This window comes from Mycobacterium sp. 852002-10029_SCH5224772, assembly GCF_001667315.1.
Lineage (GTDB): Bacteria > Actinomycetota > Actinomycetes > Mycobacteriales > Mycobacteriaceae > Mycobacterium.
Genome location: NZ_LZHT01000103.1, coordinates 62,684 through 89,082, shown reverse-complemented (window position 1 = coordinate 89,082; position 26,399 = coordinate 62,684). Strand labels below are relative to the sequence as shown.

32 protein-coding genes are annotated in these 26,399 nt (G+C 66.8%); 11 read left to right on the top strand and 21 right to left on the bottom strand.

Features of this window, described 5'->3' with window-relative positions:
• Nucleotides 1-94 precede the first annotated feature (94 nt).
• The 7 genes from A5775_RS18175 to A5775_RS18145 form a co-directional block, all read right to left on the bottom strand.
• Nucleotides 95-970, bottom strand: a complete 876-nt coding sequence (locus A5775_RS18175) for an SAM-dependent methyltransferase (RefSeq protein ID WP_231995209.1) — start codon at nucleotides 968-970, stop codon at nucleotides 95-97.
• Between the two features lie 59 nt (nucleotides 971-1,029).
• Nucleotides 1,030-1,971: a class I SAM-dependent methyltransferase gene (locus tag A5775_RS18170; RefSeq protein WP_067255390.1), complete on the bottom strand. Its 942-nt coding sequence runs from the start codon at nucleotides 1,969-1,971 to the stop codon at nucleotides 1,030-1,032.
• 33 nt (nucleotides 1,972-2,004) lie between these two features.
• Entirely contained in the window at nucleotides 2,005-2,946 is a 942-nt protein-coding gene (locus A5775_RS18165; RefSeq protein WP_067255387.1) for a class I SAM-dependent methyltransferase, read from the bottom strand.
• A gap of 55 nt (nucleotides 2,947-3,001) precedes the next feature.
• Nucleotides 3,002-3,634 (bottom strand): TetR/AcrR family transcriptional regulator, encoded by a 633-nt coding sequence (locus tag A5775_RS18160; protein ID WP_067255378.1) that lies wholly within the window; start codon nucleotides 3,632-3,634, stop codon nucleotides 3,002-3,004.
• A 2-nt stretch (nucleotides 3,635-3,636) separates the two neighbouring features.
• Nucleotides 3,637-4,620: a pirin family protein gene (locus tag A5775_RS18155; RefSeq protein ID WP_067255376.1), complete on the bottom strand. Its 984-nt coding sequence runs from the start codon at nucleotides 4,618-4,620 to the stop codon at nucleotides 3,637-3,639.
• Between the two features lie 78 nt (nucleotides 4,621-4,698).
• Nucleotides 4,699-5,247, bottom strand: a complete 549-nt coding sequence (locus tag A5775_RS18150) for a Dps family protein (protein WP_067255510.1) — start codon at nucleotides 5,245-5,247, stop codon at nucleotides 4,699-4,701.
• A 91-nt stretch (nucleotides 5,248-5,338) separates the two neighbouring features.
• On the bottom strand, nucleotides 5,339-6,250 hold the full coding sequence (locus A5775_RS18145; RefSeq protein ID WP_067255374.1) for a DNA-3-methyladenine glycosylase: 912 nt from the start codon (nucleotides 6,248-6,250) through the stop codon (nucleotides 5,339-5,341).
• 63 nt (nucleotides 6,251-6,313) lie between these two features.
• Between A5775_RS18145 and A5775_RS18140 the strand changes: the two genes are divergently transcribed.
• Entirely contained in the window at nucleotides 6,314-6,712 is a 399-nt protein-coding gene (locus tag A5775_RS18140; protein ID WP_067255371.1) for a nuclear transport factor 2 family protein, read from the top strand.
• On the opposite strand, the gene A5775_RS18135 is transcribed toward A5775_RS18140, so the two are convergent.
• The 4 genes from A5775_RS18135 to A5775_RS18120 form a co-directional block, all read right to left on the bottom strand.
• On the bottom strand, nucleotides 6,706-7,086 hold the full coding sequence (locus tag A5775_RS18135; RefSeq protein WP_067255368.1) for a DUF427 domain-containing protein: 381 nt from the start codon (nucleotides 7,084-7,086) through the stop codon (nucleotides 6,706-6,708). The two genes, A5775_RS18140 and A5775_RS18135, sit on opposite strands and share 7 nt — an antisense overlap.
• A 64-nt stretch (nucleotides 7,087-7,150) precedes the next feature.
• Nucleotides 7,151-7,966, bottom strand: coding sequence for a class I SAM-dependent methyltransferase (locus A5775_RS18130; protein WP_067255508.1), 816 nt, complete (start codon nucleotides 7,964-7,966; stop codon nucleotides 7,151-7,153).
• 18 nt (nucleotides 7,967-7,984) lie between these two features.
• Entirely contained in the window at nucleotides 7,985-9,040 is a 1,056-nt protein-coding gene (locus A5775_RS18125) for an NAD-dependent epimerase/dehydratase family protein (protein ID WP_067255366.1), read from the bottom strand.
• Nucleotides 9,037-9,543: a nuclear transport factor 2 family protein gene (locus tag A5775_RS18120; RefSeq protein ID WP_067255500.1), complete on the bottom strand. Its 507-nt coding sequence runs from the start codon at nucleotides 9,541-9,543 to the stop codon at nucleotides 9,037-9,039. The genes A5775_RS18125 and A5775_RS18120 overlap by 4 nt, the downstream gene beginning before the upstream one ends.
• 88 nt (nucleotides 9,544-9,631) lie before the next feature.
• Between A5775_RS18120 and msrA the strand changes: the two genes are divergently transcribed.
• The gene (gene msrA / locus A5775_RS18115) at nucleotides 9,632-10,144 is read left to right on the top strand and encodes a peptide-methionine (S)-S-oxide reductase MsrA (RefSeq protein ID WP_067255363.1); all 513 of its coding nucleotides are present in this window, start codon (nucleotides 9,632-9,634) and stop codon (nucleotides 10,142-10,144) included.
• A 15-nt stretch (nucleotides 10,145-10,159) separates the two neighbouring features.
• Here msrA and A5775_RS18110 read toward each other — a convergent pair whose 3' ends face one another.
• Entirely contained in the window at nucleotides 10,160-11,491 is a 1,332-nt protein-coding gene (locus A5775_RS18110) for a cytochrome P450 (RefSeq protein WP_067255361.1), read from the bottom strand.
• A 144-nt stretch (nucleotides 11,492-11,635) separates the two neighbouring features.
• Between A5775_RS18110 and A5775_RS18105 the strand changes: the two genes are divergently transcribed.
• Nucleotides 11,636-12,241, top strand: a complete 606-nt coding sequence (locus A5775_RS18105) for a TetR/AcrR family transcriptional regulator (protein ID WP_067255359.1) — start codon at nucleotides 11,636-11,638, stop codon at nucleotides 12,239-12,241.
• 108 nt (nucleotides 12,242-12,349) lie between these two features.
• The gene (locus A5775_RS18100; protein WP_067255498.1) at nucleotides 12,350-12,562 is read left to right on the top strand and encodes a molybdopterin-binding protein; all 213 of its coding nucleotides are present in this window, start codon (nucleotides 12,350-12,352) and stop codon (nucleotides 12,560-12,562) included.
• 27 nt (nucleotides 12,563-12,589) lie between these two features.
• Here the strand turns inward: A5775_RS18100 and A5775_RS18095 are convergent, their stop codons facing one another.
• Together A5775_RS18095 and A5775_RS18090 are read right to left on the bottom strand one after the other, a co-directional pair.
• Nucleotides 12,590-13,477 carry an alpha/beta fold hydrolase gene (locus A5775_RS18095; protein WP_067255358.1) on the bottom strand — a complete coding sequence of 296 codons (888 nt, stop codon included), beginning with the start codon at nucleotides 13,475-13,477 and terminating at the stop codon, nucleotides 12,590-12,592.
• Nucleotides 13,478-13,506: 29 nt separating this feature from the next.
• Nucleotides 13,507-14,751 (bottom strand): sulfotransferase, encoded by a 1,245-nt coding sequence (locus A5775_RS18090; protein WP_067255356.1) that lies wholly within the window; start codon nucleotides 14,749-14,751, stop codon nucleotides 13,507-13,509.
• Nucleotides 14,752-14,779: 28 nt separating this feature from the next.
• On the opposite strand from A5775_RS18090, the gene A5775_RS18085 reads away from it, so the two are divergent.
• Nucleotides 14,780-15,355, top strand: coding sequence for a TetR/AcrR family transcriptional regulator (locus A5775_RS18085; RefSeq protein WP_067255354.1), 576 nt, complete (start codon nucleotides 14,780-14,782; stop codon nucleotides 15,353-15,355).
• Nucleotides 15,352-16,455: a DUF1214 domain-containing protein gene (locus A5775_RS18080; RefSeq protein WP_067255352.1), complete on the top strand. Its 1,104-nt coding sequence runs from the start codon at nucleotides 15,352-15,354 to the stop codon at nucleotides 16,453-16,455. Before A5775_RS18085 ends, A5775_RS18080 begins: the two co-directional genes overlap by 4 nt.
• Before the next feature lies 1 nt (nucleotide 16,456).
• On the opposite strand, the gene A5775_RS18075 is transcribed toward A5775_RS18080, so the two are convergent.
• The 4 genes from A5775_RS18075 to A5775_RS18060 are packed head-to-tail and all read right to left on the bottom strand — an operon-like array spanning nucleotide 16,457 to nucleotide 20,325.
• Complete coding sequence (locus A5775_RS18075; RefSeq protein ID WP_067255350.1) at nucleotides 16,457-17,509, bottom strand: LLM class flavin-dependent oxidoreductase; 1,053 nt, start codon at nucleotides 17,507-17,509, stop codon at nucleotides 16,457-16,459.
• Nucleotides 17,509-18,033, bottom strand: coding sequence for an SRPBCC family protein (locus A5775_RS18070; protein WP_082953066.1), 525 nt, complete (start codon nucleotides 18,031-18,033; stop codon nucleotides 17,509-17,511). Before A5775_RS18070 ends, A5775_RS18075 begins: the two co-directional genes overlap by 1 nt.
• Nucleotides 18,034-18,077: 44 nt before the next feature.
• Nucleotides 18,078-19,184: an acyl-CoA desaturase gene (locus A5775_RS18065; protein WP_067255496.1), complete on the bottom strand. Its 1,107-nt coding sequence runs from the start codon at nucleotides 19,182-19,184 to the stop codon at nucleotides 18,078-18,080.
• Between the two features lie 49 nt (nucleotides 19,185-19,233).
• Nucleotides 19,234-20,325, bottom strand: a complete 1,092-nt coding sequence (locus A5775_RS18060) for a ferredoxin reductase (RefSeq protein ID WP_067255346.1) — start codon at nucleotides 20,323-20,325, stop codon at nucleotides 19,234-19,236.
• A gap of 43 nt (nucleotides 20,326-20,368) precedes the next feature.
• Here A5775_RS18060 and A5775_RS18055 point away from each other — a divergent pair, with 43 nt between their 5' ends.
• Nucleotides 20,369-21,070 carry a TetR family transcriptional regulator gene (locus tag A5775_RS18055; RefSeq protein WP_197512702.1) on the top strand — a complete coding sequence of 234 codons (702 nt, stop codon included), beginning with the start codon at nucleotides 20,369-20,371 and terminating at the stop codon, nucleotides 21,068-21,070.
• A gap of 32 nt (nucleotides 21,071-21,102) precedes the next feature.
• On the opposite strand, the gene A5775_RS18050 is transcribed toward A5775_RS18055, so the two are convergent.
• Nucleotides 21,103-21,456 (bottom strand): hypothetical protein, encoded by a 354-nt coding sequence (locus A5775_RS18050; protein ID WP_067255344.1) that lies wholly within the window; start codon nucleotides 21,454-21,456, stop codon nucleotides 21,103-21,105.
• Nucleotides 21,457-21,522: 66 nt separating this feature from the next.
• Nucleotides 21,523-22,128: a GNAT family N-acetyltransferase gene (locus A5775_RS18045; protein ID WP_067255494.1), complete on the bottom strand. Its 606-nt coding sequence runs from the start codon at nucleotides 22,126-22,128 to the stop codon at nucleotides 21,523-21,525.
• Nucleotides 22,129-22,181: 53 nt separating this feature from the next.
• Between A5775_RS18045 and A5775_RS18040 the strand changes: the two genes are divergently transcribed.
• The 3 genes from A5775_RS18040 (at nucleotide 22,182) to A5775_RS18030 (ending at nucleotide 25,419) form a co-directional block, all read left to right on the top strand.
• The gene (locus A5775_RS18040; protein ID WP_156660760.1) at nucleotides 22,182-23,279 is read left to right on the top strand and encodes a F420-dependent hydroxymycolic acid dehydrogenase; all 1,098 of its coding nucleotides are present in this window, start codon (nucleotides 22,182-22,184) and stop codon (nucleotides 23,277-23,279) included.
• Nucleotides 23,280-23,344: 65 nt separating this feature from the next.
• Nucleotides 23,345-24,043, top strand: a complete 699-nt coding sequence (locus tag A5775_RS18035; RefSeq protein ID WP_067255342.1) for a GAF and ANTAR domain-containing protein — start codon at nucleotides 23,345-23,347, stop codon at nucleotides 24,041-24,043.
• An 80-nt stretch (nucleotides 24,044-24,123) separates the two neighbouring features.
• Nucleotides 24,124-25,419 carry an acyl-CoA dehydrogenase family protein gene (locus tag A5775_RS18030; RefSeq protein ID WP_067255488.1) on the top strand — a complete coding sequence of 432 codons (1,296 nt, stop codon included), beginning with the start codon at nucleotides 24,124-24,126 and terminating at the stop codon, nucleotides 25,417-25,419.
• 6 nt (nucleotides 25,420-25,425) lie between these two features.
• Here the strand turns inward: A5775_RS18030 and A5775_RS18025 are convergent, their stop codons facing one another.
• Nucleotides 25,426-25,881 (bottom strand): MaoC family dehydratase, encoded by a 456-nt coding sequence (locus tag A5775_RS18025; protein ID WP_067255340.1) that lies wholly within the window; start codon nucleotides 25,879-25,881, stop codon nucleotides 25,426-25,428.
• Nucleotides 25,882-26,170: 289 nt separating this feature from the next.
• Here A5775_RS18025 and A5775_RS25690 point away from each other — a divergent pair, with 289 nt between their 5' ends.
• Nucleotides 26,171-26,344 (top strand): hypothetical protein, encoded by a 174-nt coding sequence (locus A5775_RS25690; RefSeq protein WP_197512700.1) that lies wholly within the window; start codon nucleotides 26,171-26,173, stop codon nucleotides 26,342-26,344.
• Nucleotides 26,345-26,399: the final 55 nt, after the last annotated feature.

Sequence of the window (26,399 nt, the reverse complement as noted above, 5' to 3'; positions counted from 1 at the left end):
CCGATGACCTGGCGAAATCCCGGTAACCGCGGCCGCGAGCCAAGGGTGTACGCGCTAGGTGTCTACGGCGTCGAGTGCGGTCGGGCCTGATCGCTCAGGGCTTGGCTGCCGTCACGAAGCTGTTCGCGAACGGCCGGTCTTCCGGCTGGGGGGTTCGGCCCAGTCGCAGCCCCTCATCGCGCGCACTCACCGTGCTCGTGGTCCAGCCGTGGGCGGTGAACCACTCAGCGCAGTCGGGGCGGCCTTCGTCAGAGAACCAGAGATCAAACGGGTTGAAGGAGGTGTCCAGACCGCGCGCTTCGCGCCTGGCCCGCAGTTCGTGCCACCGCTGTTCGGCCTCGCGGCGCTTATCAGCGTCCACCCCGAAGTTTTCAACGGCCACCCGGCTGCCCGATCCGCTCAGCGCGTCGATCGAGGCGAACAGGGCCTCCTGTGCCGACGCAGGAAGGAAGGGCAGCAGCCCTTCGGCGAGCCACGCGGTCGGCTGTCCGGTGTCAAAGCCGTTGTCGCGCAATGCCTGCGGCCAGTCGTGGCGCAGGTCGACGGGCACCGGCCGGCGGTCGGCGGTAGGTGCGGCGCCGTGGTTGGCGAGCGTGTCGCTCTTGTACTCGAGCACCCTGGGCAGATCGATCTCGTACACGACGGTGCCGGCCGGCCAGTCGAGCCGGTAGGCGCGCGAATCCAGGCCGGCGGCCAAAATCACGACCTGCCGGATACCGGCGCCAGAGGTTTGGGTGGCGTCGGCGAAGTACGCGTCGAAGAAGTGGGTGCGCACGGCCTGGTAGTTGATCATGTAGGCGGCGTTCGGGGCGCCGTCCTCGGAGTCGTCATCCGGATCGCCCGCCCACCACGCGGCGACCTGCTCACGGACTCCCTCGAGCTCGGGTGTGGAAACGAGCGGTTCGGCGAATCGATCCTGGATGAGCGGATCGGCGCTGGCGGTCTCGGCGGCACGGGCCAGCGCGACCATCACCGCGGTCGCCCCGACGCCGGTGGCGATGTCCCAGGAGTCGTCCGCGGTGCGCGCCACTACAGGCGCTCGGCGATGACGAAGTCGGAGAAGGCGTCCCTGTCTTCGTCCAGCTCAGAACTTTGCACCCCGCGGTTCAGGCGGTGCATCTCGTCGATCGAGTTCTGCGCGGTGGCGCGCCAGCCGTGGTCGTTGAGCCAGTCGGCGAGGTTCGCGCGATGCTCGTCGCGGTACATCAGCTCGCCGACGTCGACGGTCTCCTCCAAGCCGAGCTGGTCGGCCACCTTCTTGAACCGTTCCCGCATCTGCTGGCGCCGCTCCTCGGCGTGCATCGGTGCGGTCTCGGCGGAGACCCGGCTGCCCGCCGGACTCAGCTCGCAGATCTGGGTGAACAACTTGTCCTGCGCCTCGGCGGGTAGGTACATCAGCAATCCCTCGGCCAGCCAGGCGGTCGGTTGCGTGCGGTCGAATCCGGCGGCAGTCAGGGCCGCGGGCCAGTCTTCCCGCAGGTCGATCGCCACCTCGCGGCGATCGGCCGAAGGCGTGGCGCCGCTTTCGGCCAGCGTGGTGGTTTTGTAGTCCAGCACCTGGGGCTGGTCGATCTCGTAAACGGTGGTGCCGGCCGGCCAGTCGAGGCGGTACGCCCGCGAGTCCAGCCCCGACGCGAGGATGACCACCTGCCGGATCCCGGTGGCGACGGCGTCAGCGAAGTACTCGTCGAAGAAGTGGGTCCGCACCGCCTGGTAGCCACGCATGTGCTGGATCCGAGCGGCGGATTCTTCATCGATGGCTTCGATCTTGGCCACGACGTCCGGGTCGAGCATGGCTTCCCATAAGACCTCGGCACCGGCGTTGTTGACGAGCAATCGGGCGTAGGGGTCGCGGATCAGCGCGTCGGGCTGTTCGGTCTCGATGGCCCGGGCGGCGGCCACCATCACGGCGGTGGTGCCGACGCTGCTCTTGATGTCCCAGGTGTCGTCGTGGGTGCGCAGTGAGCTCATGGTCTTGCTCCTCGGGTTGGGTGAAAGGCGAAGTCAGGCGGTGGTCGCGCCGAGGCGCGCCCGCAGCAACGTGCTGCGCACCGCCTCGTCGGAAAGATCGTCGGGTACCGGGCGGCCCAGGCGAGCCATCTCGTCGCGGTTGTTCACGCTGTGCACCTGCCAGCCGTGGTCGGTCAGCCACGCGGCGGCATCCGAGCGGTCCGGCTCGTGGTAGGTCAGCGCCTGGACGTTGACATCCAGACCGAGCCGCTCCCGCATCCGCAACCAGCGCTGCGAGTTGCTCCGCGAGTTGATGCCGAACACCTCGATCGCGACCTGGCTGCCGGGCGCGCTGAGCGCGGTGAACATCTCGAAGAGCCGGTCCTGCGCGTCGCTGGGCAGGTACGGCAGCAGTCCTTCGGCCAGCCAGGCGGTCGGTTGCGTGCGGTCGAAACCGGCGGCGGTCAGGGCCGCGGGCCAATCCTCACGCAGGTCCACCGGGACGGGATGGCGGATGGCCGTGGGCACGGCACCGTGCCGTTGCAGGATTCCGGCCTTGTACTCCAGCACCTTGGGCTGGTCGATCTCGTAGACCGTGGCGCCGGTGGGCCAGTTCAGCCGGTAGGCCCTCGAGTCCAGCCCGGCGGCCAGGATCACCGCTTGCCGAATCCCGGAACGGACCGCGCCCTCGAAATACTCGTCGAAGAAGTGGGTGCGCACGGCCTGGTAGTCGATGCCGGTCCGATGCGAGCGCCGCCCGTGCGGATCATCGTCGAGCCAGGTCAGCTCCGGGTCGGCCAGCCGTGCCCACGCCGGACCGGCCGACGACACCAGCAGACGGGCGAACTCGTCGCGAATCAGCGGATCGGTCCCGGCGGTTTCGGCCGCGCGCGACGCGGCGACGCCCAGCGCGGTGGCGCCGACGAGTTCGGTGATGGACCAGCTGTCGCCGGCAGACCGCACGGAAGGCGGTATCGAGGCATCCAGGTCAGTCATATCCCGACCATGGTACCGGAATAAGTTAGTTAGCCTATACGCTTAGTGGGCAACTTCACTCGGGCGGCCGGAGCGCGCCTTCCAGAAGCCGGCGCATCAGTCCGGTGAGGGCCAGCAAGTTTTCCGGGCTCTCCACGTAGCCCGCGTACAGACCCACCCCGCAGACCAACACGAGCAGTGCCTCGACCAACGCCGAAGCTTCGATGTCCGTGACGATCTCGCCGCGCTCGATCGCCTCATTGACGACACGCAACAGAAATTCCCGGGCAAGCCGTACGGAATCGTTTTCGATTCCGATCAACTCCGGATGGCGTTGCGACTCAAGGGCGCCGCTGATTAGAAAGGCGGACCCGGCGGGATTCTCAGAATTAGCTCTCGTCGCTTCGGAGATGAATGCCGTCAACTGCGCCGCGAGCGTGGTCTCACCTTCGGCTTGTTTGATACCGGCCCCGATGACGAATTTGTTGGTCTCGTCCAGAACCTCCCGATAGAGCGCCCGCTTGCTGGAAAAATAGTGGTTAATCGCCGGCCGGGTCAGGTCGGCGCGCGCCGCGATGGCCTGGAAGGTCGCGCCGTCGTAACCGCGTTCGCTGAACACGAGACGCGCAGCTTGGACGATCCGCTTCCGGGTCTCGTCAGCCTTTGCTGCAGGCGGACGCCCCGGCCTGCGATTCCCCCGTGGAAGCATTGCTAAAGTGTGCCACCGCCGTGGTGGGGCACTAGCGCATTTGGCGGAATACTGCCAAATCTTCCGGCTCGGTAGTCGTCGAGCGCCTCGATCAATTCCGCGCGAGTGTTCATCACGAAAGGTCCGTAGTGGAATATCGGCTCGCGAATGGGCCGACCGCCGAGAAGCAGCGCATCAATGGCGGTTGCGTGGCCCGAATCCCGGTCCCGCTGGGCGCCGACGGTGATCCGATCGCCGGGCCCCAGGACGGCTAACTGCCCCTGGTGGATCGGGTGGGCGACCGGGCCGACGTATCCGCTGCCCGACAACACGTACACGAGCGCGTTGAAGTCGCGGCGCCATGGAATATCGAGTCGGGCGCCGTTCTCCACCGTCGCGTGCGCGAGGGTGATCGGCGTGTGCGTGGCGCCGGGGCCGCGGTGGCCGTCGACCTCGCCGGCGATGATGCGGATCAGCGCTCCGCCGTCATCGGACGCGAGCAGCGCCGCGTCGCCACCCTCGATGGCCTGGTATCGCGGCGGCGCGAATTTGTCCTTCTTCGGCAGGTTCACCCAGAGCTGGACGCCGTGAAAGAGGCCCCCGCTGTCGACCAGTTCGGCCGGCGGCGTCTCGATGTGCAGGATGCCCGAGCCGGCGGTCATCCACTGCGTCGCTCCGTCGGTGATCAGGCCGCCACCGCCGTGCGAATCCTGGTGCGCGAATTTGCCGTCGAGCATGTAGGTCACGGTTTCGAAGCCGCGGTGGGGGTGCCAGTCGGTCCCCCTGGGCTCTCCCGGTTGATAGTCGACCTCACCCATCTGGTCCATGTGCACGAAGGGATCCAGGGCAGCGCTGCTGATCCCGGCGAAAGCCCGGACGACCGGGAACCCCTCGCCCTCATACCCCCGCGGACCGGTGGTGATCGATCGCACCGGCCGCTCCGTGTCGGCGGGGCCGGGACCGTGGACCCGCGGCAATGTCAGGGTGTTGGCCGTCACTGCGGGCATCTGACCTCCTCATGTTGCGGACTATCCGTATAACCGGACTGAGGTCCACTTATTCCGGAGCGTCCGCGAACGCGGTCGTCAGGATTTGCTGCGCGCGCTCTTGGCGGCCGACTTCTCGGTGCTCTTGCCCGCGTGCGCCAGCTTTCCGCCGGCGCTTTCCAGGTGCGCCCGCACGAACCACTGGAACTTCTCCAGCTGCCCCGCCTGGCCGATCAACAGATCCTGGGTCACCTGGTCGAGTTCGTCTGTCTCGTCGATGTATTGGCGGATGTCCTCGATCACGCCGGTGTAGACAAGGTCGAGCGCGGCCAAGTGAGCCTGGACGGTGTCGCGGCCGACCGAATAGTCGTCCCAGGAGCGGTCCTTGATGATGGCGCCCGGTGTGCCCTGCGGCGAAGAACCCAGTGCGGCAATGCGTTCCGCAACATCATCGGCGAAGGCGCGCACCGCATCCACTTGCGGGTCGATCATCTCGTGCACACCAATGAAGTTCGGGCCCACCACGTTCCAGTGAATATGCTTGAGCGTCAGGTGAAGATCGTTGTAGGTGCTCAGTTGCTTTTGCAGCAGTTCGGTGAGCCGCGCCGCCTGCTTGTCGGTCAATCCGGGAATTGTGAACTGAGTCATCGCTTGTTTCCTGGCTTCCTTCCACATGGGTTTTCCACACCGTTATTTGTCTTGTTGGGTACCCGATGGCGAGTGCGAAAAACGCGGCGGATCAAAGCGAGTGGATTTGCTGCACCGGCAGCCGTGGCCCCCGCCGGGGTTCGTACGCCAATCCGCTGGCTTCGAGCAACCGGACCACACGCTGGCGGTGCGGCCGCATCGGCTCCAGCAGTTCGAGCATGCCCGCGTCGTCGACGGGCTCACCCAGCAACGTCCAGCCGATCATCTTCGGGATGTGGTAGTCGCCCACCGACACGGCGTCGGCGTCGCCGAAGGCCCGTTGCGCCGTCTCGGCCGCGGTCCACTCGCCCACGCCCGGCAACGACGTCAACGCCTCGCGCGCCTGTGGGGCCGGCCGTGACGTCAACCGCTCCAGCGAGGCGGCACGCCGCGCGCAGGTCACCACCGTTTGCGCCCGCCTGGGGTCGACGTTGGCGCGATGAAACTCCCACGACGGGATGCTTCGCCACACCTGCGCCGACGGCAGCACCCGCATCCCCTCCGGGGCCGGTCCCGGCGCCGGCGTCCCGTACTTGGTCACCAGCACGCGCCAGGAGCGAAACGCATCGGCACCGGGCACCCGTTGCTCGATGATCGCCGGGATCAACGCCTCCAGCACCAGCCCGGTGCGGCTCAGCCGCAGGTGCGGGACCCGTTGGTGCGCGGCGGCAACCGTGGGATGGCGCGGCACGAAGTCCGAGGCGTCGTCCTCGACACCCAGGATGGCGGGCAGCATTTCGAGGAACTCCTGCGCGCCGCTGCCCCACGCCACACCGTGCGCGGCGTTGGGGGCCGCCCGGCTGATCCGCGCCGTGACCGGGCCGGTGGGCAGCAGGCTGGTCCGCCAGATCGAGCCGTCCCCGGGGGCCCGGAAGCACGGGTCCCCGAGGCCACGGCGAAGCGGCGCCAACGTGTGCCCGAAGCTGGCGGCCCCGGGAAACACCACCGTGCGCGTGCTCTTCACCTGATGACTCTCCGACCGCTCTGATTGACCGTGAACTCCGTCCCCAGTCAGTATTGCGGTGTGATGACGCCGTTCGATGACCCTCAGGGCGAACTGGCCTGGATGTTCCTGCAGAGCACCAGCGACGGCGGCGATCTGGACGAGGGTTTCGCGCTGCTGCGCGACGACTTCACCTTTTGGACGCTGTACACGCGCACCCCGTGCGACAAGGACACGTTCCGGCGCGCGATCGAGCGGCGCAAACACGACCTCGAGCTGGTCATCGACTTGGTGCGCTGTGTCAACGAGGGAGAGACGGTGGTGGTGGAGGCACACGCCACCGGCACGACGTCGGACGGCATCGCCTACGACAGCCCCTTCGTGTGCATTTTCGACACCCACGACGGGCTGATCGTCTCGATGCGCCTCTACAGCGATACCCGGGCGACAGCGTCCGCGCTGCCCGGGTGGGTCCCCTACTGAGCCGAGACGCTGATCTCGGCCTTGTTGGGATAGAACGCGACATGCCCGGCGATCGCGGCGACCGCCGGATACGGCTGCTCGTAGGTCCAGATCACGTCGTCGACGGTGTCACCGGCCCCGGTGGTCACGCTGTAGTAGCTGGCGTCGCCCTTGAACGGGCAATACGTGGTGGTGTCGGTGCGGGTAAGCCGGTCCTGTACCACATCGGCCATCGGAATGTATTGCACCGCAGGGATTGTGGCTTCGCGCAATTCGAGCGCGGCGCTGGTGTCCGCGACGAGCTCGCCGTTGACGCGTACCTGAACCCGCCCCTTCGTGGGCTCGATGGTGATCGGGTGTCCGGCGTTTGGCTCTAACACTTGCCGATGGGCCATGATCGATACCTCCTAAAGACGCCTATCGGTTTTGCAACACCGATGCGCTGTCAACCCTTCCCGGTCAGGGCGGACCGAACGCGTAGCGGTGGTACTGAGACATGTTCGCCGCGGCGGGAACCACCGACATGGCCCTGCCCAGCGCTTGATAGACGGGCGGGAGCCGCGCGAAGGTCTCCGATTCGAACCACCGCTGCCAGGACAGCAGCCGGGTCCCGGGCACGGCGGCGAGGATATCGGCGGGCGCGTCGATGCCCCAGCGCAGCGTCGAGCCGGAGCGGCGCACCACTGCGTTGATCCACTGCGACTTGATGGCCAGCCGGTTGAAGGCGTCGAACTGGATCTCGCCGGTGTGGAAGCGCTCGACGACGCGCCGCAGCAGCGCGACACCGTCCGGTTCGTCGAGATACATCGTCAGGCCTTCGCCGATCATCAGCGTGGGCCGGTCATTGGGTATCTCGGCCACCCAGGCCGGGTCGGTGACCGCGGTGGCGACGACGCGGCGGTGTTCGGTCGCCGGGTACAGCCGGGTGCACAGGTCGGCGACTTCGGGGTAGTCGATGTCGTACCACTGGACCTGCGGGCCCGGTTGGAGCCGGAAGTACCGGCTGTCCAGTCCGCACCCGACGTGCAGGACGACGGCGCGGGGGTGGGCGACCAGGAATTGGCGGACCCAGATGTCGAAGTGGGCCGTGCGCGTCGTCACCGATGTCGAATTGCGGGGCGTGATGGTCGTTTTCGACCAGTCGTAGTCGATCCGCTCGACGACTTCCTTGGCGTAGCGGTCGCCCAGGATGGGCTTGGGCAAATCCGCGTCGAGGGCTTTGGCGTACAACGTGGCCAGCATGGTCTGCGGCGGTCCGTGGAGGTCGAGCCGGATGCGGTCCACGCGGCGAGCTTATTCGGCCCGGGTGGCGGTGCTGTCCTGTGTGTCTGTTCGCGCGGTCTGCGCGCCCTTCAGCGCCGCCCAGAAGCGGGCCGCCTCGCGGATGGATTCCTCGACGGGGCGCGGCCGCCAACCCAATTCGCGGACGGCCTTGCTGTGGTCAACGGGCGCCTCGGCACGCATCATCCGCACCGACGCGAGGCTGAGTTCGGCGTCCTTGCCGGTGAGCCGGGCCCGCAGGGTGCCCAGCGCGCCGAGGGCGTACAGCACCGGCACCGAGATGGAACGTCGTGGTGGCGGCACACCGGCTTCGTCGGCCGCGATCCGCACCACCTCGGTCAGGGCGATCATCCGCTCGGAAATCAGGTACCGCTCGCCGATGCGCCCGCGGTCGGCGGCCAACAGCATGGCCCTTGCGGCGTCGGTGACGCCGACGACTTCCAGCGCGATGCCGTCCATCGTGAAGGGCAGCTTGCCGAACACGGCGCCGGCGATGAACGCGCCGTGTGGGGTGCGACCCCAGTCTCCGCTGCCGTAGGTCGTCGACACGCACATCGCCACGGCGGGCAGTCCCGCCTCGGCCACGTAGCGCATCACCAAATCCTCGGCCTGGACCCGGGATTGGACATAGTCGGACAACCCGCGAGTGGCGACGATGTCTTCTTCGGTCGCCACGTGCCCGTGTCGCCGGCCGACCGTCGCGTAGGTGCTGGTGAAGACGAACCGGTGCAGGTCGGGTTGCGCGACGGTCACGTCGAGGACGTTACGCAGGCCTTCGACGTTGGTGCGAAACAGCGGCGAGGTGTCCCGCAGCCAGGCGCGGGTGTCGACGACGCAGTAGTAGACGTCATCGACGCCGTCCATGGCCTCCTGCAGCACGGCGGTGTCGAACACGTCGCCGTGAAACCGGGTCACCGCGAGGTCGTCGATGGCGCGGGTGTTGGCACCGGCACGCACCATCGCCCGGACTTCGAAATTCTCCGCTGCGCCCTGGGCCACGAGCTGGCGAGTCACGTGCGAACCGAGGAAACCGTTGGCGCCGATCACGAGCTTGGGTTTCGTGCTCACTGGGCGCCTCCGTACTGGTCCATGAAACGCGCGGCGTCCTCGTCGAGGGTGCCGAGTTCCTGCGCCTTTCGGCACCACTTCAACGTGGCCTGCACGAAGCGCAGCGGGTTGTAGATGTCTTCCTGCTGACGCCACAGGCCATCACCGGCGTAGGTGATGATCGAGATGTTTGTCGCGCCGATGACGGTGCCGTCGCCGGGATCGCGCATCGGGTTGTCGAGTTCCATGATGATGCGTCCCGTGGGCTCGTCGATCACCGACCACAGCGACGGGAACGCGACCATGTGGCTGCCGGGGAAGCTGCCCATCGTCGCACTGATCCACTCGCGGACCTCGTCGCGGCCATGCATCGTGCCCGCGGCGTGCTCGATGTACAAGACGTCGGGTGTGTAGTGCTGGACCCACGCGTCCCAGTCCTGCGACTGCGCCGCGGCATCGACGGTCGCTTCGAATTTCTCGAAGGCCTCGGCCAGTTCGCTACGGGAGAACTTCGGCGTGCTCATGATTTCGCGGCACCATTGCAGCTCATCGGCGGAGTGTAGCCTGGGCGTCATTGTGGCCGGTCAATGTGGCGGGTTAGGAGGACGAGCGATGACGAACCAGAAGGCGATTCTCGCCGGCGGGTGTTTCTGGGGAATGCAGGAACTGATCCGCAAGCAGCCGGGGGTGGTGTCGACCCGGGTCGGCTACACCGGCGGCGACGTCCCCAACGCGACCTACCGCAACCACGGCACGCACGCCGAAGCGATCGAGATCGTCTACGACCCGGCGGTCACCGACTACCGGTCGATCCTCGAATTCTTCTTCCAGATCCACGACCCGACAACGAAAGACCGCCAGGGCAACGACCGCGGGCCCAGTTACCGGTCGGCCATCTTCTACCTGGACGAGGAGCAGAAGGGGATCGCGCTGGACACCATCGCCGACGTCGAGGCGTCCGGCCTGTGGCCCGGCAAGGTGGTGACCGAGGTCAGCCGGGCCGGCGACTTCTGGGAAGCCGAGCCCGAACACCAGGACTACCTGCAGCACTATCCGAACGGATACACCTGCCACTTCATCCGCCCGGGCTGGAAACTACCGCACCGGGCCGCCTCGAACCAGTAGCGGACCCCGCCGAATTCAGCGGCGGCGCACCACAATCCGCCCGCCGTCCTTCGGGGTGAACGCGACCCCCCGGCAGTGCCACCGCTCGCCGGGCGCATCTGTTGTCTCAATCGTCAAGTGGCGCAACACCGTCCGGAGCACGACATCCATTTCCATGTTGGCAAACGCCGCCCCAACACAGCGACGGGTCCCGCCACCGAACGGAACCCAGGACAGCGCCGACGGTTTCGTTCCCATGAAGCGCTGCGGGTCGAAGCGACCAGGATCGGGAAACAGCTCGGGGTTGTCGTGAAGCTGTGCGATGCCGACGATGATCGAATAACCGCGCGGAATCAGCCACTCGCCCAGTTGATAGGTCTCGGGGTAAACGTGGCGACCGGCGAAGTCGATCACCGTCCTCGCCCGTTGGACCTCCAGGATCGTCGCCTGGCGCAGCTCAGCGCCGCCTTCCTCGCCGGCCCCGTCGGCCTCTTCGACGAGGGCCGTCAGCAAATCGGGGTGCCGGCTGATCCGCTCGAATGCCCACGCCAGCGTGGACGCGGTGGTTTCGTGGCCGGCGGCCAGCAGGGTGAGGAGCTCGTCGCCAATGTCCTTGTGTGACATGGCTGAACCGTCGTCGTATGTGCTGCGCAGCAGCAGGGCCAGCACATCGGTCCGCTCGGCGAAGTTCGGGTCCGCCCGCTCGGCCGCGATCAACGTGTCGATGACGTTGTCGTACTGACGCCGCCACTCGTCCAGGCGGTGCCATGGGCTGAACCGGCCGTAGTTTCTTTTCGGCTTCGGCAGCGCAGCCAGACGCGAGCCCAGGGTGACCCATGGCGGGATGAGCCGGCGCAGCTCGTCGAGTTCGGCGCCGTCGGCCCCGAAGACCGCACGAAGGATAGCGTTCAACGTGATCCGCATCATCGACGGCAGCGTTGCGAAAGACTCACCCTGCTGCCAGCCGGCGATCTCGCGCAGCGTCTCCTCTTCGATGATGCTCTCGTAGTTCTTCATGCTCTTGCCGTGAAACGGCGGCGCCAACAGCCGCCGGCGGCGGCGGTGTTCATCGCCCTCGAGCGCAAACACCGACCCGGCGCCGAACAGCCTGCTCAGATTGGGCTGGATGTTGCCGAGCTCGTCGGGGCTGGTCGTGAAGATCTGTTTGGCCAACTCCGGGTCACTAACGGCAATGACGCGCCCCCACATCGGGAGACGCAACGCGACGACACTCCCATACCGGCGCGACAGTCTTCGCATCATCGAACGCCGCGACATCGCGAAACCAATGCCCTGAACCACCTTGGGAATTCGCGCGACCGGCGGCAGCTTGGTCGCGGCCGGTGGGGCGGTGGCTACTTCACTCATGGCGTCATTGCTCCCAACATCTGCCCCGGGACGGGGTTGGTACCGCGATGTACCACAGACCTTTCCGAGTACGGTACTCTGAAGTACCAAAGCTGACAAGATCCGTATCGAACCGAAAGGGGGCACCCGGCCGTGACCTCAGCAATGACTGCAACGGATGGCGACCCCGATCTCGGCGAGATCGATCCGTTTCGGCAACGGCTGCTCGACGGGCTCGCCACCTCGATCACCGAGCGCGGCTATCGCGCCAGCACGGTCGCCGACGTCGTCCGCTGCGCACGCACGTCCAAGCGCACTTTTTACGACCACTTCGCCGGCAAGGAAGAGTGCTTCCTCGAGCTGTTGGCCGTCGACATCGAGAAACTGGGCGCGAAGATCGCGGCATCGGTCGACGCCGAAGCCGATTGGCACGCACAGATCCGCCAGGCGGTCGACGCCTATGTCGGATACATCGAGGCCCGGCCGGCCCTCACGTTGAGCTGGATCCGTGAGTTGCCGTCGCTGGGTGCGGCCGCGCGCCCGGTCCAGCGCCGCGGGTTGCAGTTGTTGACCAGCCTGCTGATCGACCTCAGCGCCAGTCCGGGGTTCCGGCGCGCGAAGCTGCCGCCGTTGACCGCGCCGTTGGCGGTGATCCTGTTGGGCGGTCTGCGGGAGCTGACCGCACTTGCGGTCGAAGACGGAAAACCGGTCCGAGAAATCGTGGAACCGGCCGTGGATGCGTCCGTAGCCCTGCTCGGCCCGCGGCATTGAGTCGGTCCCGTCCCGTAAATGAAGGCGTCACAAGCCATTCCGGCCGCGGCCCGGCGGGGGCTAGGCTCACCGCAGACCCCCACCCGTTCCGACATGGAGGATTCTGCGATGCGGCTCTCGACTCGAAACCAGCTCCGGGGAAAGATCACCGAGGTCGAACTCGGCTCCGTGATGGCCGTGGTGAAGGTGACGCTCGATGGTGGCGATCAGGTCGTCACGTCATCGGTCACCAAGGATGCCGCGACCGAGCTCGGGCTCAAGGTGGGGCAGCCGGCGACCGTGTTCATCAAATCGACGGAAGTCACCATCGGCGTCGACTAGCGGCGTGCCGAAAAGCCCTCCGGCGGCTTATTTTTCGGCGAGAAAGGCGCGCACCCGGTCCAGAACCAGATCGGGGCGTTGGTCGACGATCCAATGGCCGACGCCGTCAACCAGTTCGACCTCGAAATCTTTGATGCGATCGGCATAGCCATCGGTGAGATCCGGCGTGATCACCGGATCCTTGGTGCCCGTCAGCCAGCGGACGGGCACATCGACACGAGCATCGTTGAATTCGCCGCGCATCCATTTGCGCATCTCTTTGGTTTGGAAGCTGCGATACCACCGCGAACCGGCCTCCGCGTGGCCGGGCTGTTGCATGCACTCGATGTACATGCGCGTGTCCTCCTCGGGCAGGGTGAAACCGCCACCAACCCATGACCCGAGCATGCGCACGAACCGGGAGTTGGGATCGCTGATCACCCGCGGCCCGATGACCGGCAGCGAAATCGGGATCTGATACCAGAACCGCCAGATATTGCGCAGGGTCGACAGACTCGGCTTCACCCACGGCGCAACGGTATTCACGCCGAAAAAGCCGGTCACCTTTTCCGGGTGGCGCAGCATCATGATGAACGCGACCGGCCCGCCCCAGTCGTGGGCCACCAGCTTGACCGTCGCGACACCCAACCGGTCCAGCACCCCGGCCAGATCGTCGGCCATCTCGTCCTTGGTGTAGCTGGAGCGCGGTGCCGAACTCCAGCCCGAGCCGCGCAGGTCCGGACACAACACCCGGTAGCCGTCGGCGGCCAGCGGCCCGATCAGCTCGCGCCATTCCCACCAGTTCTGCGGGAAACCGTGCACCAGCATCACCACCGGCCCGCTCGCCGGACCCGCGTCCGCGACATGGATCGTCACGCCGTTTCCGAGATCGACGTACCTGTGTTCGACACCGTCCAGCGCGGGCATTGTGACCATGAGTTGAGAACGTAGCGGCTCGGCAGGACTTAGGCCAGAAACCGTTCGACATACGGCGCGAAGCGCTCCCGCAGGTTGTCCTCGCTCAGCCCGAACATCTCATAGGACGTTTCGACATTGCCCAGCCGCCCGCGCCGGTGGCCCGCCAGGTAGTCCGCGACGGCGTTGCGCGCCTCGTCGGTGAAGGGCTCGCCGGCCAGGCCGTAGACCCGCTCGGCCACGCCGGCTTCGTCGGCCATGAAGTCGTCGAACCGGATGTCGATCGAGCGGGCCGGACCGATGGTGTCTCGGTCGCGCACCAGCGCGGTGAGCATCTGGTCGAGGCGCTCGATCCACGAGTTGGCGATCTGCTCCACCGGCACCGGCGAGCGGTGCATGCGTGCCGAGTAGGTGATCATCGCGATCATCGACAATGCGACCGGCACGGGATCGCGGTGGGTGAACACGACGATGCTGTCGGGGAACACCCGATCCAGGACAGGCACCTGTTCGAGGTGCTGTGGCGACTTGAGCAGCCAGCGGCGTCCGCCGCGCAGGAACTGCATCGCCCGCAGCTGGGTGGCCAGGTATTGGTAGTGCGGCGTCTGGTCGTGGGCCTGGTAGTAGTCACGCCAGCGGGGCACCTCGGCGAGCGTCTCCAGCAACATCGTGGACACGTCGTTGGCCAGCAGCTGGATCTCCTCGTGGACGTGGTCGGTGGTGATCTCGTGCATGCGGGCGAAATGCGGCATCACCATGTTGATCACCCCGACCGTGACGTCCATCCGAGTACGCCGCGGATCCGGTTGGACACCAACCTCATTCGGCATCGGGAAGGGCTCGTTGCTTTCCCAGTACGGCATGGTGCGGAAGGTCGGCGGTGCGGCCAGCATGTTGTGCAGGTGCGTGGTGCCGGTGCGGGGCAGCCCGGCGATCACCACCGGCGAGATCAGTTCGATGTCGTTGATCTCGGGGTGGCGGCGCAACAGGTCGGCCAACAGCAGCCGGTTTTTGAGGATCTGCAGCAGTTGCCCGTAGAAGTTCACCGCCCCGGCGCCGTGCAGCCCGTCGATCTCACGCAGCGCGGCGAGGAAGACATCGAGGCGTTCCCGGTAGTCGTCGGGCCCGAAATCGTACAGCCCGGTGTCCTCGCTGGCCTTGGCGTGCAGGGCGTCGGCGTCCAGCGGGCATTCCGGGGCCATCGCGGTCATCATGTCGAGGATCTGCTGACCTTCGGCGCTGAATCGGGGCGTGGCCAGGTCATCGAGGGACACAGAGCGAACGGCATCGGTCACGCCGACTTATGTTACTCTCAGTTTCGTAATGGTTGTTGATTTTGGCCGGCCCCGTGATCCTCGTATCGACGCCGCGGTGTTACGCGCGACGGTTGAGTTGCTCGCCGAGACGGGTTATCCGGGGCTGTTGGTCTCCGACATCGCCCAGCGGGCCGGCACCAGCAAGCCCGCGATCTACCGCCGCTGGTCCAGCAAGGCACACCTGGTGCACGAGGCGGTGTTCCCGATCGGCGCCGGCACCGCCATTCCCGACACCGATTCGACGACCGACGGGCTGCGCGAGATGGTGCGCCGCACAATGGCTTTCCTCACCACCCCGGCGGCCAGGGCTGCCCTGCCGGGCCTGATCGGCGAAATGGCCGCCGATCCGAGCCTGCACTCGGCGCTACTGGAGCGCTTCGCCGGCGTCATCGGCGGGGGTCTGGCCGACTGGCTCGCGGCGGCGGCGGCGCGTGGTGAGGCGCGGCCGGACGTGACCGCCGCCGAACTGGCCGAGACCATCGCCGGCATCGCGCTGGTAGCCCTGCTCACCCGTGCCACCGAACTCGATGACGCGTGGGTCGATCGCACGACAAGGTTGCTCCTGAAAGGAATCAGCGCATGACGCACGAATCAACGGCCGCCTGGCAGGAATTGCTGAAAACCCTTGGCGGCCTCGATCGCTCGTTCTTGGAGGGAGACCGTGCCGTCACCGATGACCGGCACATCGCCGACGGCTATCGCATGCTTGCCACGACTCTGGGTGTGGCTTTGGACACCTACCTGTTCCCCGAACCCGATCGGCCGCAATTCATCGCGGTGAACACGCCGTTCCGCCGCGACCGCCGCTGGGGCGGCGACAACACCGACGCCTACTACCACATATGCCCGGTCGATCCCGCCCGCCGCTACCGCATCACCGGGAATAGCGGTGACAGCGTTTACTTTTCGGTCACCGCCTACAACGAACCGACGCGCGGCGCGTGGTCGGACCGGGTGGTCGCCATCGTCCGTGACAGCGACCTTGATATCGACGCCGACGGCAACTTCTCCTTCGAATTCCCCGCGACGCCCGACGCGGCCGTGCTGATGACCCGCGACTACCAAGCCGATCCGCTGACCGGTCGCCCGGTTGTCTGGCGGATCGAGGCGCTCGACGAGCCGTCGCCGATCCGGCACGGAGACACGGAGACCGCGGCCCGCTTGCGGGCGGTCGCGACCTGGCTACAAACCATGTTCGCCATCGTGCCGCTGGCCGTCGGAGACCGGGTGGACGATGCTCACGCCCTCGGGCATGAAACCGCCCACGCCGCAAACGCGTTCGCCGACCCCTACCAGGTACCGGACGCCAACTTCGGCTGGTCGGCGCGCGACGCCTGCTACTCGTATGGCAGTTTCGTGCTCGACGAGGACGAGGCGCTGGTCATCACGCACTGGCCACCGTCATGCAGATTCTGGAATCTGGTGGTGTGGAACCAGTTCATGGCGACCTTCGGCGCGCAAGACGCCCGGTGCTCCCTGAACGGCCACAGCGCCGCCCTCAACAGCGACGGCTCGGTGACGGTCGTCTTGTCCCCCAGTAAGACCGCACACCCGAATTCGCTTACCACGCTGGGCTATCCGCGTGGCAACCTGGCATTCCGGTGGTTCCTGGCCGACGGTGTGCCGCAGCGGCCCGAGGTGAAACTCGTCAAGGCTGCCGACGCCCCGGCCCACCCGCACTGAGTCAGGCGGTCGACTGGACCAGCTCGATCGCCCGGCCCAAGGTCTCCAGCTTGGCGTCCAGCGTCTCGCCCGCGGGATACAGCCGCACGGTGTTCACGCCGGCATCGCGCCACACCGCAAGGCGCGCGGTGACCATCGCTTCGGTCCCGATGAGCGTGGTGGCCAGCACCATCTCGTCGGTCACCAGACCGGCCGCCCCGTCCCGGTCGCCGCGCTGCCAGCGCTCGCGCACCTCGGCGGCGACCTCTGCCCAGCCCTGCCGGCTGTAGGCCCGGTTGTAAAAATTTGTGTTCGACGATCCCATGCCGCCGAGGCTGAACGCCAGCTCTTTCTTGCGGCCCCCGACCATGCCCCGCAACTCGTCTTCGTCTGCGGCAAAAGCGACTTCGGCGCCCTGGCAGATGTCGATGTCGGCGCGAGTACGATCCGCGGCCGCCAGCCCGTCATCGAGGTGCGCGAAATAAGCCGCGCCGGCGCCTTCGGGAACAAAGCTGGTGCCCAGCCAGCCGTCGGCAACCCGTCCGGTCAACCGCAGCATCGCCGGTGACAGGGCGGCCAGATACACCGGAATGGAGTGTTCGGCGCGGGTCGACAACCGCATCGGCACCGCATCGCCGCCGGGCCGAGGAATGTCGAAAACGGTCCCCGCATAGGAGATCTTCCCGCCGGCGAACGCCCGCCGCACGATGTCGATCGTCTCGGAGACGCGCGTCAGCGGCCGGCTGAACGAGACACCGTGCAGGCCCTCGATCACCTGCGGGCCCGAGGCGCCCAACCCGAGCAGAAACCGCCCTTTCGAGAGGTTGGACAACGTGATCGCGGTCTGGGCGACCATGACGGGTGACCGGGTGCCGACCTGAAGGACCCCGGAACCCAACAGCATCCGCTCAGTCCGCGCCGCCAGGTAGCCCAGCCCCGACGGCGCATCCGCGCCCCACGCCTCGGCCACCCAGCAGACATCGAGACCCAGCTTCTCCGCCTCGACGACCAACGAAGTGACCTCGGCGATCTCGCTCCCGCCGCCGGACAGCTCGACCGTCGTGGCGGTCCGCATCACTGGATTCCGTGCTCGGCCAGTCGTTTGATCGCCGCCAGGGTATTCCCGATCGCGCCCTCGAACTCGCGCAACCGCACGAACACAATCTTCTGTTCCTTGTCGGGCATCGACTCGATGGCCACCGACAGGCCCGACCGTCCCGGCCCCATCTGCATCCAGTAGGTCAGGACGGTGCCCTCGTCACGGGGCGCCAGCCGGAAGCGCCACATCGCCGCGGGGTCATCGGGTTCGCCGACGGCCCAGGCGAATTCGCGTGGCTGATCGCAGGCGACGATCTGCGAGGTGCTGTCCCACTGCCCAAACGCGTCATGCGCGTTGTGTCCGATGAAGCGAGCGCCGACCCGCGGGCCGTCCGATCCCTCGGCCCATTCCACCGCCTTCAGCTCGTCGCTGAGCGCGGGCATCAGCGCAATATCGGAAACCAGGCTCCACACCCGGGCCGGGTCGGCGTCGATCCACGTCGAGGCTTCCACTGTCGGGGCATCCGCATAGCGCGCGCCGGTCCATTCCACGGACCTCATTGTGCCCCTGTCCCGGCGCGAGGCAATGCCCGGACCGCGCGAGCTTACGCGGCGACCGGCTCGAGCTCGGCAGACTTCTCGGCGCTGGCTTTGCGCACCCAGGAGTCGGGGAAGGTCAGCCGGACAATCTTGCGGACGACGGTGCCGAACTGGCGCATCAGCGGGCCGCGGTTGTACGGGATTCCGTAGCGCTCGCAGATCCGTTGCACCTCGGGCGCGATCTCGGCGTAGCGGCGGGCCGGCATGTCCGGGAAAAGATGGTGCTCGATCTGGTGGGAGAGATTGCCGGACAGCAGATGAAAGAGCCGGCCCCCGGTGAGGTTCGCCGAGCCGAGGACCTGGCGGAAGTACCACATGCCGCGCGACTCGTCCTTGGTTTCCTCGACGGTGAATTCCTGTGTGCCGTCCGGAAAGTGACCGCAGAAGATGATCATGTACGACCACACGTTGCGCATCAGGTTGGCGGTGAGATTACCGGTGAAGACGAACGGCGCGAACGGCCCGGCCAGCAGCGGAAAGGCGACGTAGTCCTTGAGCGTCTGCCGGCGGGTCTTTTTCCAGATCGCCGCGAGCACCTCGCGCTTGTCCTCGAGGCGGATTTCGCCGGAGCGGATGCGCTCGGTTTCCAGTTCGTGCAGCGCGACGCCGTACTGGAACAACACCATCAGCAGGAAGGCGTAGATCGGGTTGCCGAGGAAGTAGGGCTGCCACCGCTGGTCCTCGCTCATCCGCAGGATCCCATAGCCGATGTCGCGGTCCATTCCGACGATGTTGGTGTGGGTGTGGTGCATGTAGTTGTGCGAGTGGCGCCATTGGTCGGCGGGGCACGCGGTGTCCCACTCGAAGGTGCGACCGGAGATCGCCGGGTCGCGCATCCAGTCGTACTGGCCGTGCATGATGTTGTGGCCGATCTCCATGTTGTCCAAGATTTTTGCGACGCCGAGCATCGCGGTGCCCACCAACCAGGCCGGTGGCAGGAACAGCAGCGCCCGGCCACCTACTTCGAGCGCACGCTGGGCCTTGATGACGCGGCGAATGTAGTCGGCGTCCATTTCGCCGAGGTCTGCCATCACGCGTTCTTTGATGGCGTCGAGCTCGCGGCCGAAGGCGTCGGCCTGCTCGGGTGTCAGGGTGATGTTGCCGTTCGACATGGTGATGTCCTCCAAGTGTTTTGGTCTGGTGGGGCCGGATGTTCGGCCGTTAGAGCGATAGGTCCACGTCACCGACCGGAACGGACACGCAGATCTGCACATCCTCGTCGGGAGCGGTCGAGACCGCACCGGTGATCAAGTTGCGCACGGTGCCGGCCGTCTTGCGCCGCGTGCAGGTGTGGCAGATGCCCATCCGGCATCCGTTTTCCGGGGAGAGGCCCGCGGATTCGGCCTGTTCCAGCAGCGAGCGTCCGTCGTCGACGATGTCAACACCGCTGTCGGAGAACGTGACTCGCCCGCCCGACGGATTTGCCGGTGTGTCGAAAGCCGGTGGGACGAAGCTTTCGGTGTACACGGTGTCGCAGTGCGATTGGACCGCCTCTACCAGAGCCGGTGGCCCACAAACGAATACCGCGTCCGGTGATGGCATCGCGGCGGCCAGGTGCTCGGGGCCGAAACGTCCGGTCAGGTCACCGCCCCCCGAGCGGGTGTAACCGTGTAGCACCCGCACTGTGGGCATCGCGGCCAGCTCGTCGCGGTAGCAGGCCTCCGCGGGGGTGCGCGCGTAGTGGACGAAGGCGATCTCGCCCGGGTGCCCCTGGGCGACCAGGGTGCGCAGCATCGCCATCACCGGGGTGATCCCGCTCCCGCCGGAGACGAACAGGATCCGGCGGGGCCGCGCCGTCAGCGTGAAGTCGCCGCCGGCGCCGTCCAGACCGACCACCATGCCGGGCCGGGCGTGTTCGTACAGGTGATTGGAGACCAGCCCTCCCTCGTGCCGGCCGATGGTCAGCTCGAGGGTCGTCGACCCTTCGGCGTTGGCCGGGGAATAGCAGCGGGTGTGCCGGCGCCCGTCGATCTCAACGGTCAGGTTGACGTACTGGCCGGCTTTGACGGTGTGGGCGGACAGAAAGGTGTCGTTGGGTGTCAGCGTGAGCGTGACGCTGCGGGGCGTGGTCCGGCGCACGTCGGTCACCTTGGCGCGGGCTTCGCCCAGCGTCCACGTCGGTGCGACGAGCTCGGTGTAGCGGTCGACGCCGTGCGGACCGGTCAGCAGGTCTAGTAGCTCTGAACCCAACACGCGCTGGCGGAATGTCCGCGCGAGGACCCGGCCAGAAGCCTGAGCGGTTTGAGTGAACATATGTATACCGTGCGACGGCAACCGCCAGGTCGTCAAGGGTTTAATGGCCGTATGTGGTAGGGTTCACACAGTGAACAGCCGTACTCCTGGCTCACGGACGCGCGGCTCCGGACGCGAACGCTCGCGGGAAAGTCAGTCGCGCGAGGAGCGCAAGGAGGCGACGCGCCGGGCCATCATCGCAGCGGCCCTCAAGCTCTTGCAGGACCGCAGCTTCTCCAGCCTCAGCCTGCGCGAGGTGACCCGCGAGGTCGGGATCGTGCCGGCGGCGTTCTATCGCCACTTCGAGTCGATGGAGGCGCTGGGCCTGGTCCTGATCGACGAGTCGTTTCGCAGTCTGCGTGACACCCTGCGCGACGCGCGCGCCGGCAAGCTCGACCCGAACCGGGTGATCGAGTCGTCCGTCGAGATCCTGGTGGCCAGCGTGGCCGACAGGCGCGAGCACTGGCGGCTGATCGGCCGCGAACGCAACAGCGGCCTGTCCGTGTTGCGATATGCCATTCGCACCGAGATCCGGCTGATCACGTCGGAATTGGCCACCGACCTGGCGCGTTTCCCGGGGTTGAACAAGTGGACCACCGAGGATCTCAATGTGCTGGCGACCCTGTTCGTCAACGCCATGATCGTCATCGCGGAAGCCATCGAGGATTCGCAGAGCATCGAGGCGACCGAGGACATCCGCCGGCTCGCGGTCAAGCAGCTGAGGATGATCGCGACCGGCATCGCCGGCTGGCGAAGCACTCCCTGATCACGTCGTCTAGTAAACAGGCGAGCACTGACTTACTCATCGACGACGTCGTACAGCGAATCGCCGTCTTCCGGGGTGCCGTCGATCTGGCCCCGGTGCGCGCGCCGCGGACCGTCGTCGGCCGGCTCGGTGGCATCGGGCACATCGGGCTCCTCGGCGGCCAGTCGATCGTCGAGGGATTCGCCCTCGCGTTCTTCACGCGCCGTCACGCCGAACCGATTGGCCTCGCTCCAGCCCTCGGGGGGATCGACGACGATGTCGCCGTCGTCGTTGCGCAGCTCATCCGAGTCGGTACCTTCGCTCGCGTTCAGGGTGTCACCAGGACCGCCCTCTTCGGGGAAGTCGGCGGGATCTACCAGATCGTCGGCTTGCGGGTTGTCGCTCATGCCGAACCGGTTGCCCGCCGGGTTGGGTGGCTAAACGCGGGCGCGTGGCGCCCGTCCGCGGCACGGCTACCGCGGCGCCCGCCACATGGCCCACATCTTCGGACCGCCGTCGGGCAGGGCGATCTCGCGGGTGACGGTGAAGCCGAAACGCTCGTAATACGGGACGTTTTCGGATTTGGTCGACTCGAGGTAAGCCGGACAGTATTCGGCGTCACAGCGGTCCAGCCGCGAGCTCATCAGCGCCTGACCGAATCCCTTCCCCCGGACCGCCGGGTCGCTGCCGATGACCGCCAGATACCAGTGCGGTTCCTCGGGGTGGACGCTCTTCATCAATTCCTGGACCGCGCGCCCGCGCTTCGAGCGCAGCCCGAAGACCCGGAGGAACGTGGGCGTCATCGCCAGCTGCGCACCGGGCGTCTCCTGCCACTGATCGGGCGGATCCCACAGCGCCGCGGCGCCGACACCGGAGTCCTCGGAGGCCACCTCCACGCCGCCGCGGGCCAGATGGTGGTGGCGGGTCATCGTCGCGAACATCCGAGCCAGGTGCGCGGTGCGCTTGTCCCGGTCGGGCATCAGCCAGATCATCACCGGGTCGTCGTAGAACGCGCGGGCCAGGGTGCGCGACAGTTCACGGACGTCGGCCTTGAGCGCGGGGCGGACCTGTGGGGTCATCGGCATCAGGCTAGTGGGTGTGTGAGGCGATGCGGGGGGGTATGCCGACCCGGGTGAGGCGCATCTCGCGGCGAGCGTTCGGGCGGGTGGCCGCCGGCGCGGGCATGCTCGGGTCCGTCGGGCTGTCCGACGGCTGCGCGACACCGGGCGCCGACCACGGCAAGTCGACCGGCCCACCACCGCCCTCAGGCAAGGGCGTGGGGTTCGTGCTCTCGCATGAGCAGTTCCGCTCCGACCGGCTGGTCACGCAGGCCCAGGCGGCCGAAGAGGCCGGCTTTCACTATGTGTGGGCCAGCGACCACATTCAGCCGTGGCAGGACAACGAGGGCCATTCGATGTTCCCGTGGCTCACGCTGGCGCTGGTCGGCAGCGCCACCAACCGCGTTTCGTTCGGCACCGGGGTGACCTGCCCGACCTACCGCTACCATCCCGCTACGGTCGCTCATGCCTTCGCCTCGCTGGAAATCCTCAACCCGGGCAGGGTGTTTCTGGGAGTCGGCACCGGCGAGCGACTCAATGAACAAGCCACCACCAATTCCTACGGCAACTACGCCGAGCGCCATGACCGGCTGGTCGAAGCGATCGACCTGATCCGCCGGTTGTGGAGCGGATCACGAATCTCTTTCTCCGGTCGATACTTTCAGACGAACTCGTTGAAACTCTACGACGTCCCGGCCACACCGCCGCCAATCTTCGTGGCGGCCGGCGGCCCGAAGAGTGCGAAACTGGCCGGGCAGTACGGGGATGGCTGGATCACCCAGGCCCACGATGTGGCGGACCCAAAACTGTTGGCGGCCTTCGGTGCCGGAGCGCAGGCCGCCGGGCGTGATCTGGGTACGTTGGGCAAACGCGCCGAATTGTTCGCGGTCGTCGGCGACAGCGCCAAGGCGGCCCGCGCCGCCACGCTGTGGCGCTTCACGGCCGGCGCCGTCGACCAGCCCAACCCCGTCGAGATCCAGCGCGCGGCACAGTCAAACCCGATCGACAAGGTGCTGACCGACTGGACCGTCGGCACTGACCCGGCCCCCCACATCAGCGCCGTACAGCGGGTGCTCGACGCCGGCGCGGTCCCCTTCCTGCACTTTCCCCAAGACGACCCGATTGCCGCGATCGACTTCTACCGCACCGACGTCCTGCCGAAGTTGCGCTGAACGGAGCCTCATCGCGACACCGCCGGGGGTGACGCATTGGGGCACATCGTGCAGAATGCGCCCCTATGGAGTCCTTAGACCCGGCCTCGAAGCACGAGTTGGCCGTGCGCATCGCCGAGCTCGCCCGCGAGATCGCCACCCCACGCTCGCTCGACGACGTCCTCGCCGACGTGACCACCGCCGCGGTCGAGCTGATACCGGCCACCGATATCGCGGGAGTGCTGCTGCTCAAGGCGGGCGGGGAGTTCGAATCGGTCGCGGACACCGACAGCCTGGTTGCCAAGCTCGACAAACTGCAGCACGACTTCGCCGAGGGACCCTGTCACGACGCCGCCCTGAACGAAACGATCGTGCGCACCGACGACCTCCGTGACGAGCCGCGCTGGCCTAAGTACGCGCCGGCGGCCGTCGAGCACGGGGTGCTGAGCAGCCTGTCGTTCAAGCTGTACACCGCGGAGCGCACCGCCGGTGCCCTGAACCTTTTCAGCTTCCGGCCCCACGTGTGGGACACCGAAGCCGAGACCATCGGAACCGTGTTCGCCGCGCACGCCGCCTCGGCGATCATGGCCGGGCGCCACGGACGGCAGATGCAATCGGCCCTGTCGACACGAGACCGCATCGGGCAGGCCAAGGGCATCATCATGGAGCGCTACCGCATCGACGACGTCCGCGCCTTCGAGTTGCTGCGTCGGCTGTCTCAGGAGAGCCAGACCAAGCTCATCGACATCGCCCAGCGCGTTATCGATACCCGCGGCGAGGACTGATCCTCTGCCGTCCCGCTCTAGGATGGGGTGGCTTCATCAACGAGTCCGGCGCGGCGTCGCGCCGGGGAATGGTGGCCACGGTGTGGGACTTCGAAACTGACCCCGAATACCAGGCGAAGCTGGACTGGGTTGAAAAATTCATGGCCGAGGAACTGGAACCGCTCGACCTGGTCGCTCTCGACCCTTATGACAAAAAGAACGCCGAGATGATGGCCGTCCTGCGGCCCCTGCAACAGCAGGTGAAGGAACAGGGGCTGTGGGCCGCGCACCTGCGCCCGGAATTGGGCGGCCAGGGCTTCGGTCAGGTCAAACTCGCGCTGCTCAACGAAATCCTGGGACGATCCCGCTGGGCGCCGTCGGTGTTCGGCTGCCAGGCACCGGATTCCGGCAACGCCGAGATTCTCGCGCTGTTCGGCACCGACGAGCAGAAGGCCCGCTACTTGCAGCCCCTACTGGACGGCGAAATCACCTCCTGCTATTCGATGACCGAACCGCAGGGTGGCTCGGACCCGGGGCAATTCGTCACCGCGGCCACCCGCGACGGCGACTACTGGGTCATCAACGGCGAAAAGTGGTTCTCCACCAACGCGAAACACGCGTCGTTCTTCATCGTCATGGCGGTCACCAACGCCGAAGCCCGCACCTACGACAAGATGTCGCTGTTCATCGTGCCGGCCGAGACGCCGGGCATCGAGATCGTGCGCAACGTCGGCGTCGGTGCGGAATCGTCACAGCGCGCCAGCCACGCCTACGTCCGCTACAACGACGTGCGGGTGCCCGCCGACCACGTGCTGGGCGGCGAGGGACAGGCGTTCATGATTGCGCAGACCCGGCTCGGTGGCGGCCGGATTCACCACGCGATGCGCACAATAGCGTTGGCGCGCAGCGCCTTCGACATGATGTGCGAACGGGCGGTGTCGCGCAAAACCCGCCACGGGCGGCTCGCCGATTTCCAGATGACCCAGGAGAAGATCGCCGACAGCTGGATCCAGATCGAGCAGTTCCGGCTGCTGGTGCTGCGCACCGCGTGGCTGATCGACAAGCACCACGACTATCAGAAAGTGCGGCGCGACATCGCGGCAGTGAAGGTTGCCATGCCGCAGGTGCTCCACGACGTCGCGCAGCGGGCCATGCACCTGCACGGTGCGCTCGGCGTCTCCGACGAGATGCCCTTCGTCAAAATGATGGTCGCCGCCGAGTCGCTGGGCATCGCCGACGGCGCCACCGAACTGCACAAGATGACGGTGGCCCGCCGCACCCTTCGTGAATACGAGCCCGTGACAACACCTTTCCCGTCGGCTCATATCCCGACCCGGCGAGCCGAAGCCCAGGCGCGGCTGGCCGAACGCCTGGAACACGCGGTCGCCGAGTTCTAAAGCGCCTCAGGCGACGAAGCGGACCACGCTCTCGGCCACGCACGCCGGCTTGGCCGATCCCTCGATCTCGACGGTGGTCGATATGGTCGCCTGCACGGCACCGTTACCCACGTCGTCGACGCTGACCAACGAACTTTGCGCGCGGACCCGCGAGCCGACCGGAACGGGCGCGGGGAAACGAACCTTGTTGAGGCCGTAGTTGATTGCGAGCTTGATGCCGTTGACGGTGTAGATCTGGTGCTGCAACTGCGGCAATAGCGCCAGGGTCATGAAACCGTGGGCGATGGTCTTGCCGAACGGGCCCGAGGCGGCTCGCTCCGGGTCGACGTGGATCCATTGATGATCGCCGGTCGCGTCGGCGAACAGGTTGACGTCGTCCTGGGTGATGGTGACCCACTCACTGTGACCCAGAGCCTCGCCCGCAGCGGCGGTGAGGTCGGCGACTGATTCGAAGGTGCGCATTGGGTGTTCTCCTTGGGTTTCGGCTGCCAACAATAGCGCCGGGGCCGCGCGACATGGCCATCAGGCCGACAGGACCTGGGCCGACTACGCCTGACCGGGAGTCGCCACGGATGCATCAGCAGGATCGGTCGGCCGGACGAACTGTGCGTGATCGCCGACGGGCCACACGGCTGCCACATCCGCCACCCGGCACCGCTCGACTTCCTGGCGCGGTAGCCACCCGGCGTGTTTCACGGTGGGCAACGTGGGAATCCCTACCTGAACGCAATGAGCTGCAGGGAAGGAAAGCATGCTCGAAGGCAAGGGACACAAGTCCGAATCAGACGTGGACGCCGAAACGCACGAGGCACGGTCGCGCGCCGCCGCAGGCGAGGACGACGGCTCGTACGTAGGGGCGGCCGGTTCTGACGACACGTTCGACGCCGGCGAGACCGGAGCTGAAGCGCGAAGCCAAGACAGCTGATTCCCGCGCGCGGATATTGCGGCTTTCGCTGGACCGCGGCGCCCACTAGGCGATG